Source organism: Cryobacterium sp. MP_M3, assembly GCF_015752155.1.
GTDB lineage: Bacteria > Actinomycetota > Actinomycetes > Actinomycetales > Microbacteriaceae > Cryobacterium.
In genome coordinates, this window is the sequence record NZ_JADOVI010000016.1 from 51,533 (window position 1) to 63,026 (window position 11,494).

An 11,494-nucleotide genomic window follows, 5' to 3' on the forward strand; every position below is an offset into this window, starting at 1 on the left:
AGGCCGGCGGATGAATCCGCCGTGGGCGGCGGGGCGGGCGAGTCCCCCCAGGGGTACCCGCCCGCTATCGCCGATCGTGGGTTAGGACGCCTTCTTCAGATTGGTCAGGATGAGCAGCGGGGTCGAGTTCCACGTGTTCGGCGGAGCGTAGGCGTTGTCCGCGCTGGGCCAGTTGGTGAAGTTCTTGTCGCTGGACAGACCCCAGAGCCCGCCGTAGAACAGGCTGATCACGGGCAGCTGCTCGTAGAGCACGGACTGCAACTGGGCGGAGATCGCCTTCTGGTCGGCCTCGTCGGTGGATGCCTTGAGCTGGGCGAGCAGGGCGTCGACCTTCGGGTCGCTGAACCGGCCGTAGTTGCCGGTCGTGCCCGAGCCGATCGGGGTGGCGAACTGACTGTTCAGGAGCGTGTTCATGTCCTGGAAGACGCTGCCGGTGCCGCCGAAGCTGTTCATCGCCATGTCGAAGTCGCCCTTGCTGAGCGCCTCCGTGTAGGCGGCCGGCTGCGGCTGGCTGAGCTTCACGTCGATGCCGATCTTGCCGAGCTGCGACTGCACGGTCTGCAGGCCCTGGAGCCAGTCGGTGTAGCCGTTGGCCGTGAGGATGTTGATGCTGAGCTGCGTTCCGCTCGCGTCGACGAGCTTGTCGCCCTGCTTGGTGTAGCCGGCCTTGGCGAACGCGGCGAGCGCCGCGGTCTCGTCCTGGGCGACGACTCCGCCGTCAGGCAGGTCGGGGTTCAGCCACGCCTCCTGGTTGGGCAGCAGCAGGCCGGACTGGCCGGCCGCATCCACGTAGCCCTGCTCCGCGTCCTTGGCGATCTTGTCGCGGTCGAGTGCGAGGCTGAGGCCCTGGCGGAAGTTCACGTCGTTGTACGGCGCCTTGGTGAGGTTGGGTGTGAGCGTCACCGTTCCGCCCGGCGGGAACCAGTACTTGTTGTGCTGCTTGTCGGCGGCAACCCAGGTGCCCTCGACATCCGTCATGAAGGCGTAGGCCCAGTCGTAGCCGTTCTTGACCACGTCGAGCTGGCTGTTGGCCGCGGGGAGCACGAGCTTCAGGGCGGCGACCTTGTCGGCCTGCCAGTAGTCCTTGTTCTTCTTCAGGGTGTACTGGTTGGCGGTGAACGTGTCGAGCACGAACGGGCCGGTGCTGACGGGCTTCTCGTTCTTCCAGGTCACCGGGTCCTTGACATCCTTCCAGATGTGCTCCGGCACGATCAGCTGCTGGTCGATGATCGAGGCGGCCGGAACGTCATCCGACTGGAGGTGGAAGACCACCGTGTCGCCGACGATCTCGAGGCTCTCGATGTGCTGCCAGACGCCCCAGGTGTCGAGCGCGGGGGTCGCCTTGACCAGGTTGAACGTGAAGGCGACGTCGGCGGGCGTGAACGCCTGGCCGTCGGACCAGGTGACGTCCTTGCGGATGTCATAGACGACCGTCCGGGCATCCGGCAGTGTGTTGCCGGTGGCGAGGAACGGGGTCGCCTTGCCGTCGAGGGTGTTGGTCACCTCGAGCGGTTCGTACATGTACGTCGTGGCGACGCGCTTGCTGGTCGAGAAGGGGTTGAAGTTCTTCTCGAAGGTGGGCGACCCGTTGTCGGCGGCCACGAGCAGTGACCCGTCACTCGAACCGGCAGACTGTTTGTTGACGTTCATGCTGCACGCGCTGGTGGCCAGCAGTGCGGTCACACCCACCACGGCCAGAGCCGTTCGTGCGATGCGCAATCTCAATTGCTTCATTGCTCTTGAATCCCTTGTGTCGTCGTTGACCTGTGGCAGTGGGGGTCGGAAGCCGGTGAACCGGACCACCTGAGGCGTTCCCCCAACTGTATGCGCTTACATTCCGTCGCGCAACACTTTTTCCGGCGAGGTTGTCGAAACCCCGCGATCGGATCAGACCGGGCCCTCTGAGCTCTCCCTCAGCAGCACCTTCACTGGCAGTCGCGAGGTGATCGGCGGCTGGTCCGGATGCTGCAGCCGGCTGAGCATGGCCCGCATCGCCGCCCGGCCCAGGTCGGCCATCGGCTGGTGCACGGTGGTCAGGCGCGGAGTGGAGAGCCGGCCGGCCTCGATCCCGTCGAATCCGGTCACGATCACGTCCTCGGGCACCCGGACGCCGGCCGGGCCGAACACGTCGAGGAAGCCCAGCGCCATCTGGTCGTTGCCGCAGACGAGCGCGCGGGGCAGGCTGCCGGCCGCAAGCAGTTCTTCGGCGAGGTCGCGGGCCCGGATCCGGGAGAAGTCACCGCGCAGCACCGGGAGGGCGGTCGCGTCGATGCCGGCCGCGGCCAGGGCCTGCACGAACCCGGCGTAGCGCTCCGCGTCGTCAGGCGAGTCGGCCGGCCCGGCCACGTAGACCGGTTCGGTGATCCGGTGGGTCACCAGCAGGTGTTCGGTGAGCGCCTGCATCCCCTCGGTGTTGCTCACACTCACGTGGTCGTAGTCGTCTCCGCGCCGGGGGCCGGCGATCAGCACCACGGGGATGCGCCGCGACACGTGGTCGAGCAGGTCGTCGGGCACGCTGCGGGCCAGCACGGCCATCCCGTCGACCCGGCCGGCGATGTCGTTGACCATCTCGGCAGGGTTCGTGCCGCGGCCGACGCCGACCATCAGGGCGAAGCCGTGGCGCCAGGCCTCGCGCTCGCTCCCCCGGAGCACCTCGTCGAAGTAGAGGTTCGGCGGCCGGACCTCGCCCGAATCGGGGATGTCCACCACGATCCGGACGCTCGTGTCCTGCACGAACGGCACCTCGGTGCTGTCGTCCTCGTCGTCGATGCTGGGGAAGAACAGGCCGAGCACTCCCGTGCGGCGCGCGGCCAGGCCACGGGCACTGGCGCTGGGCACGTAGCCGAGGAACTGCACGGAGGCGAGCACACGCTCCCGGGTGGATGCGCGTACATCGGCGGGTCGCCGCAACACCCTCGAGACCGTCGCGATCGACACGCCCGCGTGGGCGGCCACGTCGTAGACGGTCGCGGCCTTCATCAGGCTCCCGGGGTCGTGGCCGGCCCTGCCGGCGGGCGGGTGGCGGCCCGCTTGCCGCGGCGGGACAGCCCGTGCACAGCGGCCTGGAACTCGCGTGCGCCGAGCGGGCGCCCCGGCAGCTTCGGGCGGTCCAGGTCCTTCGAGCGCAACCCGTCGAGCACGATCGAGAGTTGCCGGCGCCACTGGCCGGTGTAGCCGCCGCCGAGGGTGCCGAGGGAGCCGACCATGGTGACCAGCACGGCGAGGTCGACCGCGTCGACGTCCGGGCGCAACGCACCGTCTCGCTTGGCCTGGGCCACGAGCGCCGCGATCACGGTCTGGAATTCCTTGCCCTTGCCGAGCGTCGGGTCGATGGTCTCCATCCGCTTGAGGATGAACGGGAGGGCCGGGTCGGCGACGAGCCATTCGGCCACCCGCTCGGTGTAGACGACGATGCCGTCCCACGCGGTCGGGGCCGCGGCGATCTCGTCCTTGACGGTGGCAAGCTCGGCGAGCGCGATCTCGTGCAGCGCGCGAATGAGGTCGTCCCTGGTCGGGAAGTTGCGGTACAGCGTGGCCACACCCACGTCGGCGCGGCGAGCGATCTCCTCGAGTGACGCGTCGACACCGTGCACGGCGATCAGGGCGCGAGCCTCCAGGAGGAGACGTTCGCGGTTCTGCCGGGCGTCACGCCGTCTTGGCTGCGCCCCGTCCTGCTGGGTCGGTTCGGGCGAAGTCATGGGCTTGATTCTAGGACCCTTACCTCCGACTTCGCGGAGGGGATCCTCCACGACCGGGGTTCGCGGTTCGTCATGTTGCGTCCACCGGCGTGTCCCACGAGAATGCAATCAACGAAACCTGGCACCGCGGCCCGATGCCGGCCGTGCGGAACGGAGCTGCCATGCCGGTCGAGAACAACACCCGGGAGTTCGATCCGGAGATCGTGACCGACTTCCGGGAGCGGATGAGCTACGGCTCCTACCTCGACCTGGACACCCTGCTCGGCGCCCAGAAACCGGTCAGCAGGCCGGAGCACCACGACGAACTCCTCTTCATCATCCAGCACCAGACCACTGAACTCTGGCTCAAGCTCGTGCTGCACGAACTGCGGGCGGCCACGGAGCACCTGCGCCTGGACCGGATCTCTCCGGCCCTCAAGTGCATCGCCAGGGTCAAGCACATCCAGCGCACGCTCACTGAGCAGTGGTCCGTGCTCGCGACACTCACCCCGAGCGAGTACGCCGAGTTCCGGGGGGGTGCTGGGCAACTCCTCCGGGTTCCAGTCCTACCAATACCGGGCCGTGGAGTTCGCACTCGGCAACAAGAACCGGCGGATGCTCACCGTGTTCGAAAGCGATGAGGCGGCGCATGCGCTGCTCACCGAGATGCTCGAGGCGCCGAGCATCTACGACGAGTTCCTGCGCTACCTGCACCGGCAGGGATTCTCCGTTCCCACCGCCGTGCTCGACCGGGACGTCACCGAGGCCTGGGTGCTGCACCCGGAACTGGTGGCGGTCTTCCGCGAGATCTACGAGAACGCCACCCTGCACTGGGGCGCCTACGAGGCCTGCGAGGAGCTCGTCGACCTCGAGGACAACTTCCAGCTCTGGCGGTTCCGGCACCTGAAGACGGTGCAGCGCATCATCGGGATGAAGCACGGCACCGGCGGCTCGAGCGGCGCCGCCTTCCTGCAGAAGGCCCTCGAGCTCACCTTCTTTCCCGAGCTTTTCGCGGTGCGCACGGAGCTCGGCACGTGAGCCGCGGGCGGCGACCCACCCCATGAGCGGCACCGTCTTCCCCGGTTTTCTCGACGCGCACGTGCACCTGGCCCTGATCGACCCTGCCGGCCTGGCCGCCGGAGGGATCGCCAGGGTGCTCGACCTCGGCGGACCGCACCGGGCGCCGGCGACGGATGCGGGCGACCCCGGCCCGCAGGCGTCCTTCGCCGGCCAGTTCCTCACCACGCCCGGCGGCTACCCCGCCAGGCAGGACTGGACCCCGGCCGGCAGCGTCTGCGAGGTGGCGCACGCCACGGATGCCGCCGCGGCCGTGGACCGGCAGCTCGCGGCCGGCGCATCCGTCATCAAGGTCACTCTCAACTCCGTGGCCGGCCCGGTGCTGCCCGGCGATGTGCTCGCGGCGATCGTCACCAGGGCGCACGAGCGCGGCGCGCCCGTCGTCGCCCACGCGGAGGGCGCCGGCCAGGCCGGGGACGCCTGCGCCGCGGGCGTCGACGCCCTCGCGCACACCCCGTTCGACGAGCGCCTGGACGACGACCTCATCGTCGCGATGGCCGGCCGGATGACCTGGATCAGCACCCTCGACATCCACGGCTGGGGCCGGCCCACCGAGGACTTCGCCCGGGCGAGCGACAACCTGCGCCGGTTCCACGCCGCCGGCGGCCAGGTGCTCTACGGCACGGACCTCGGCAACGGCCCGCTCCCGGTCGGGCTCAACCGGCGCGAGCTCGACGCCCTGCTGGCCTGCGGCCTCTCCCCCGACGAGCTCCTCCACGCCTTGACCGGCGACTCCATCGGCCGATTCCCCGGCGCCCTCCCGCGCACCGGCGCGGGCCTCCCCGCCACGGTCATCCCGGGCGAGCGCCCCGGCGACCCGGGCGATTTCACCCGCTGGCTGTGCACGGCACGGGTCGTCGCGGCTGCGGCCGCCGGGGAAGTCGGTCATCATGGGAGCCTGCCGCACCAGCCGTTCGAGACCGAGGAAGCAAGATGACCCCCAGCACCGAAAGCAGCCACGCCGGCCTCGGCGGCCAGGATGCCCAGCTCGCCTTCGCCCGCCGGATGGACCGCATCGACGGTCTCGCGCACTACCGCCGCCAGTTCGTCGGCACCGACGCCGTCGGCGACGCCACACCGAACCCGTTCGCCTACCTGGACGGCAATTCGCTCGGCCGGCCGACCCTGGCCAGCGTGGCCCGGATCACCGAGTTCCTCATCCACGACTGGGGCACCCGCCTGATCCGGGGCTGGGACGACGAGTGGATGGACCTGCCGTTGAAGATCGGCGACGACCTGGGCCGCGCCGCGCTCGGCGCCGGGCCCGGCCAGGTGTTCGTCGGCGATTCCACCACCGTGCTGCTGTACAAGCTGGCCCGCGCGGCGGTCGACTACCGCCGGATCGACACCGAGCCCGTGCGCACCGAGATCGTGCTCGACACCGACAACTTCCCCACCGACCGGTACCTGCTCGAGGGCATCGCCGCCGAGCGCGGGCTCACCCTGCACTGGATCCACTCCGACCCGGCCTCCGGCGTCACCGTCGACCAGGTGCGGCGGGCGGTCGGCCCGACGACCGCCCTCGTGCTGCTCAGCCACGTCGCGTACCGCTCCGGTTTCCTCGCCGACATGCGCACGATCACCGAGCTGGTGCACGCCGCCGGCGGGCTCGTGCTCTGGGATCTCAGCCACTCCGTCGGGTCGGTGCCGGTCGAACTCGACCTCTGCGACGTCGACCTGGCCGTGGGCTGCAGCTACAAGTACCTCAACGGCGGCCCGGGCGCCCCCGCGTTCGGTTATGTGCGGCGTGACCTGCAGGACGTGCTCACCCAGCCGGTCCAGGGCTGGATGGGAACGAAGGATGTCTTCACGATGGGCCCGGGGTATGTGCCGGCCGACGGCATCCGTCGCTTCATGAGCGGCACTCCCGCCATCGTCGGGATGCTCGCCATGCAGGACACCATCGCCATGATCGAAGAGGCCGGCATCGAGCAGGTGCGGGCCAAATCGGTGGCGCTGACCGAGTTCGCGCTCAGCCTGGTCGACACCTGGCTGGTGCCGCTGGGAGTGCGGGTGACCTCCCCGCGGGAGCACACGCACCGGGGCGGGCACGTGACGATCAACCACCCGGCCATGCGACAGGTCACGAAGACGCTCTGGGAGCACGACGTGATCCCCGATTTCCGGGGCCCCGACGCCCTGCGGATCGGGCTCTCGCCACTGAGCACCAGCTTCGTCGAGACCTTCGAGGGCGTCGCCGCGATCCGCGACGTGCTCCGCGGGGTGCTGCTCGGACAGAGCGGACTGGCGGCCGGCGCCGCGGCCGGTCGCAGCACCCCTGCCGGCCTGTAGAATCGTGGAATCCACCCCCCGACGTCTCCGGAGTGAACCATGCCAACAATCGTCGTAGAAGTTATGCCCAAGGCCGAGCTGCTTGACCCGCAGGGCAAGGCCGTCGCCGGCGCTCTCGGCCGCCTCGGCAAGAGCCGGTTCACCGGCGTGCGCCTGGGCAAGCGGTTCGAGATCACCGTCGCCGGCCACATCGACGACGCCGTGCTGGCCGAGATCCAGGAACTCGCCGACACCGTGCTCTCCAACTCCGTCATCGAGGACGTCGTCGGCATCCACGTGCTGGAGGCACCCGCCGGAGAGACCCACTGATGCGCGTCGGCGTCGTCACCTTCCCCGGCTCGCTCGACGATCGTGACGCGCAGCGTGCGATCCGCCTGGCCGGCGCGGACCCCGTCGCCCTCTGGCACGGCGAGCACGACCTGCACGGCGTCGACGCCCTGGTGCTGCCCGGCGGCTTCAGCTACGGCGACTACCTGCGCGCCGGCGCCATCGCCAGCCTCTCCCCGATCATGGCCGAGGTCATCGACGCCGCGAACAAGGGGATGCCGGTGCTCGGCATCTGCAACGGCTTCCAGATGCTGACCGAGGCGCACCTGCTCGAGGGTGGCCTGATCCGCAACGACCACGGTTCCTTCATCTGCCGCGACCAGCAGCTGCGCGTGGAGAACACGGCCACCGACTGGACGAGCGGTTTCGCGGCTGGCCAGGAGATCACCATCCCGCTCAAGAACGGCGAGGGCGGCTTCATCGCCTCCGCCGACACGCTCGAGCGTCTCGAGGGCGAGGGGCACGTCGTCGTGCGCTACCTCGGCCTCAACCCGAACGGTTCCCTAAACGACATCGCGGGCATCACCAACGCCCGCGGCAACGTCGTCGGGCTGATGCCGCACCCCGAGCACGCCGTCGAACCCGGCTTCGGCCCCGACACCGCCGACGCGATGCGCAGCGGCGTCGACGGTCTCACCTTCTTCACCTCGGTGATCCAACGGGTGCTCGCAGCCGCCTGACCCTGCCCCGACCCACACCCCTCCGCCCGCAGGCGCAGCCCGGCCGTTCCGAATTCAGGTGCATGAACCACCTTCCGAATTCAAGTGCGTGGTCCAGGTTCCGAATTCAGGTGCGTGAACCACGTTCCGAATTCAGGTGCAGAGCCCGGAACAGTGCGACGGATGCCCGCCAGCGCCCCGAAATCAGGCTGTACTCCTGAATTCGGAACAGGGGAACAGGGGAACAGGGGAAGACGGCACCGCGACCGGCGCGAGCAGGCGGCGGCGAGCGCGGGTGGGCGGCTCAGGTCGTCTGGTCGAAGAAGGCGAGTTCGTGCTCGGCCGAGGCGTGGAATGCGCGCCGCATATCCGCCCGCTCGGTCGCGGCGGCGCCCCGGGCGGCCTGCTCGACGATGGCGATCGCCTCCAGGGTCACCGCCTGGAAGTCGGGTTGCGCGTAACAGTCGAGCCAGGCCCGGTACGGATGCTCCGAGTGGTTCGCCGCCGCCAGCCGTTCCCCGACGTCCTGGTAGATCCAGAAGCAGGGCAGCAGTGCGGCGACGAGCACTGGGTAGGAACCGCCCTGCGCCGCCGCGAGCAGATGGCCCAGGTAGGCCGTCGTCACCGCCGACGGCGCCGCATCCGTGGCCCGGCCGTCGAGCCAGGTGCGGTGCAGCTCGAGTTCCTCGACCAGGCAGCCGTGCGCGCTCGAGGCCCAGAAGGCCTGTTCGGCCACGGTCGGCGCGAGCTGGCTGGCCCGGGCCAGGGCCCGGGAGTAGTCGCGCAGATAGAGTGCGTCCTGGGCGAGGTAGTCCGAGAAGGCGTCGTCCGCGAGACTGCCGTCGGCGAGCCCCCTGATGAACGCCAGGTCGCCGATCTCGGTGCGGAGGTGTTCGATTCCCGCCCACCACTCCTCGGTCTGGGCGGCGATGCCGGCGGCCGGGCCGGTGATGGACGCCACAGCATCGGCGACGGCTGCGGGGTCAGCGACAGCTGCGGGGTCAGCGACAGCTGCGGCGGCGGCCGCGTCCCCCGCGCGCCAGAGCGCCGCGAAATGGTTGATCGGCCCGTTGCCCTGCCCCACGTCGAGCTCGTCGGCGTGCCGCAGGCTGTCGGTCAGCCACTCCTTCGCCGAGGCGACGGCGGCCACCCAGTCGCCCAGCCGGGCCTGGCGGGTGGCGAGCGCGCTCGAGAGCGAGCAGCCGGTGCCGTGGGTGTTCGCCGTCGGCACCCGGTCCTGCGCGAACTCGACCAGGTCGCGGCCGCCGGGGAGCCCGGCGGCGGCATCGACCAGGGCATCCGGCGAGCCCTGGCCGCCGAGATGGCCGCCCTTGGTGAGCACGATCACGCCGTGCCGGGCGGAGACCGCCCTGGCCTGGCTCAGCGCCTCCGGCCAGGTCAGCGCGACCGGGCACTCGGCGAGCACGGCGAGCTCGGGCAGGTTGGGCGTGACGATGTCGACCTCGGCGAGGAGGCCGCGCATGGCGGCCTCGGCGCGTTCGTCGAGCAGCCGGTCGCCGCTGGTGGCGACCATGACCGGGTCGAGCACGACGATCGGCGGGCGGATGCGACGCAGCCAGTCCGCAACCTCGGCGACCACCTCATCGGTGGCGAGCATCCCGATCTTCACGGCGTCGATGGTGACGTCGTCGCTGACGGCGTCGAGCTGTTCGCGCAGGAACGAGGTCGGCGGCAGGTGGATCGACCGCACACCCTGGGTGTTCTGGGCGACCAAGGAGGTGACCACGGCCATCCCGTAGCCGCCGTTCGCCGCGATCGCCTTGAGGTCGGCCTGGATGCCCGCACCCCCGGTCGGGTCGGTTCCGGCGATGCTCAGCACGCGTGGGATACCGCTCATGACGCGGCCCCGGCCCAGGCGTCAGCGAACGCGCGGGTGGCTTCGGCCGGGTCGTCGGCGGCACAGATCGCGGAGACGACGGCCAGCCCGGAGGCGCCCGCGGCGCGGAGGCCGGCCGTGTCGGTAAGGCGGATGCCGCCGATCGCGACGCAGGGAAGCCCGGTCGACCGCGCGATCTTGCCGAATCCGGCAACGCCGAGCGCCTCGGGGTGGTCGGGCTTGGTCGTGGTCGGGTGGATCACCCCGACCCCGAGGTAGTCGACGGAGCCCGCCGGCAGGGCGTGAGCGGCCCGCAGGTGCACGGGCGTGTTCGCGGTGAGTCCGAGCACGGCGTCCGGCCCGATCAGGGCGCGCACCGCAGCGGCCGGAAGGTCGGTCTGGCCGACGTGGACGCCGTCCACCTCGGCGCCGGCGTGCCGCGCCGCCAGGAAGACGTCGACCCTGTCGTCCACGAGCAACAGGCAGCGCCCGGCGGTGATCCGGGCGGCGGTGACCACGAGATCGTAGAAGTCGCGGGTGTCGGCGGTCTTGTCACGGAGTTGCACGACGGAGACACCGCCGGCGACCGCTGCGGAGATGACGCCGAGCACTCCGAGTCGCCCGGAGAGCCGCCGGTCGGTGACCAGATAGGTGGACAGGTCGAGGGTGCGCGGCCGTGGCGGTGCCGCGTGGGCCGGCCGGGTCGTGTGGGCGGGCAGGCTCATCCGATGACCACGCCGGCGAGAACGTCGTCGGGGGTCAGCCCGGCCAGCCGGTCGAGGAAGGCGACGGCGAAGCTGCCCGGACCGGCGGATTCCAGCGCGGCCTGCTCGGCCGCGAGGGCGTAGATCGCGCAGGCGGCCACGGTGGTGGCGAGCCGGTCGTGGTCCTGGGCCGCGAAGGCGGCGATCACCGCGCCGAGGGCGCAACCGCCGCCGGTGATCCGGGTGAGCAACTCGGTGCCGTTGTCGACGCGCACGTCCCTGACCCCGTCGGTGACAATGTCGGTCGCGCCGGAGATGGCCACGATCGACCCGAAGTCGATGGCGAGGTTGCGGGCCGCCTCGAGGGCGTCGGCGGCGGAGTCGGTCGAGTCGACGCCCCGCCCTCCGTGGCCGGACCCGGCGAGCGCCATGATCTCTGACGGGTTACCGCGGATGACCGTGGGATGGAGGCCGAGCAGGTCCCGGGCGAGGTGGGTGCGCACAAGGAGCGCTCCGATCGCGACCGGGTCGAGCACCCAGGGAGTGCCGGCCGCATTGGCGACGGTGACGGCCTCGACCATGGCGATCCGCTGGTCGTGCTGGGGGGTTCCGAGGTTGATCAGCACCGCGGACGCCACCCGGGCGAAGGGTCCGGCCTCGGTGGGGAGGTCGACCATCGCCGGGGCGGCGCCGAGGGCGAGCAGGGTGTTGGCGGTGAAGTTGGCCACGACCGCGTTGGTCAGGCACTGCACCAGCGGGACGCCCTCCCGCACTCGGTGGAGCAGTTCGGCGGCTGACTGGGTGTGCTGGTTCGACAAGCGAGAGTTCACTCGCGACATCCCTTCGCTAGTACTGGCTAGATCAGGTTCTTCGGGTCTGATCTCAGCCATCGACTCTCGACGGCACCCCGTGTCACGCCTC

General features: G+C 70.4%; 10 protein-coding genes, 1 pseudogene and 1 riboswitch. Of the genes and pseudogenes, 5 read left to right on the forward strand and 6 right to left on the reverse strand.

Annotated elements, in window-relative coordinates; all coding sequences use genetic code 11:
- Positions 1–81: 81 nt before the first annotated feature.
- The 3 genes from IWX89_RS15505 to IWX89_RS15515 all read right to left on the reverse strand — a co-directional run bounded on the left by IWX89_RS15505 (position 82) and on the right by IWX89_RS15515 (position 3,698).
- Positions 82–1,734 carry an ABC transporter substrate-binding protein gene (locus IWX89_RS15505; RefSeq protein WP_196904439.1) on the reverse strand — a complete coding sequence of 551 codons (1,653 nt, stop codon included), beginning with the start codon at positions 1,732–1,734 and terminating at the stop codon, positions 82–84.
- 153 nt (positions 1,735–1,887) lie between these two features.
- The gene (locus IWX89_RS15510; protein WP_231383379.1) at positions 1,888–2,979 is read right to left on the reverse strand and encodes a LacI family DNA-binding transcriptional regulator; all 1,092 of its coding nucleotides are present in this window, start codon (positions 2,977–2,979) and stop codon (positions 1,888–1,890) included.
- Positions 2,979–3,698, reverse strand: coding sequence for a TetR/AcrR family transcriptional regulator (locus IWX89_RS15515; protein ID WP_196904440.1), 720 nt, complete (start codon positions 3,696–3,698; stop codon positions 2,979–2,981). The genes IWX89_RS15510 and IWX89_RS15515 overlap by 1 nt, the downstream gene beginning before the upstream one ends.
- A 161-nt stretch (positions 3,699–3,859) precedes the next feature.
- On the opposite strand from IWX89_RS15515, the pseudogene kynA reads away from it, so the two are divergent.
- The 5 genes and pseudogenes from kynA to purQ all read left to right on the forward strand — a co-directional run bounded on the left by kynA (position 3,860) and on the right by purQ (position 8,053).
- A pseudogene (gene kynA / locus IWX89_RS15520) lies at positions 3,860–4,715 on the forward strand (tryptophan 2,3-dioxygenase).
- A gap of 22 nt (positions 4,716–4,737) precedes the next feature.
- A complete protein-coding gene (locus tag IWX89_RS15525) occupies positions 4,738–5,691 on the forward strand; it encodes an amidohydrolase family protein (protein ID WP_196904441.1) in 954 nt (317 codons plus the stop codon).
- Complete coding sequence (locus tag IWX89_RS15530; RefSeq protein ID WP_196904442.1) at positions 5,688–7,046, forward strand: aminotransferase class V-fold PLP-dependent enzyme; 1,359 nt, start codon at positions 5,688–5,690, stop codon at positions 7,044–7,046. The genes IWX89_RS15525 and IWX89_RS15530 overlap by 4 nt, the downstream gene beginning before the upstream one ends.
- 39 nt (positions 7,047–7,085) lie before the next feature.
- Positions 7,086–7,355: a phosphoribosylformylglycinamidine synthase subunit PurS gene (gene purS, locus IWX89_RS15535; RefSeq protein WP_134508134.1), complete on the forward strand. Its 270-nt coding sequence runs from the start codon at positions 7,086–7,088 to the stop codon at positions 7,353–7,355.
- The gene (gene purQ, locus IWX89_RS15540) at positions 7,355–8,053 is read left to right on the forward strand and encodes a phosphoribosylformylglycinamidine synthase subunit PurQ (RefSeq protein WP_196904443.1); all 699 of its coding nucleotides are present in this window, start codon (positions 7,355–7,357) and stop codon (positions 8,051–8,053) included. Before purS ends, purQ begins: the two co-directional genes overlap by 1 nt.
- 283 nt (positions 8,054–8,336) lie before the next feature.
- Here the strand turns inward: purQ and IWX89_RS15545 are convergent, their stop codons facing one another.
- The 3 genes from IWX89_RS15545 to thiM form a co-directional block, all read right to left on the reverse strand.
- Positions 8,337–9,890, reverse strand: a complete 1,554-nt coding sequence (locus IWX89_RS15545) for a bifunctional hydroxymethylpyrimidine kinase/phosphomethylpyrimidine kinase (protein WP_196904444.1) — start codon at positions 9,888–9,890, stop codon at positions 8,337–8,339.
- Positions 9,887–10,594: a thiamine phosphate synthase gene (gene thiE, locus IWX89_RS15550; RefSeq protein ID WP_196904445.1), complete on the reverse strand. Its 708-nt coding sequence runs from the start codon at positions 10,592–10,594 to the stop codon at positions 9,887–9,889. Before thiE ends, IWX89_RS15545 begins: the two co-directional genes overlap by 4 nt.
- Complete coding sequence (thiM, locus tag IWX89_RS15555) at positions 10,591–11,403, reverse strand: hydroxyethylthiazole kinase (protein ID WP_374220526.1); 813 nt, start codon at positions 11,401–11,403, stop codon at positions 10,591–10,593. The genes thiE and thiM overlap by 4 nt, the downstream gene beginning before the upstream one ends.
- A riboswitch (TPP riboswitch) is annotated at positions 11,395–11,493 on the reverse strand. Its footprint overlaps the gene before it by 9 nt.
- Position 11,494: the final 1 nt, after the last annotated feature.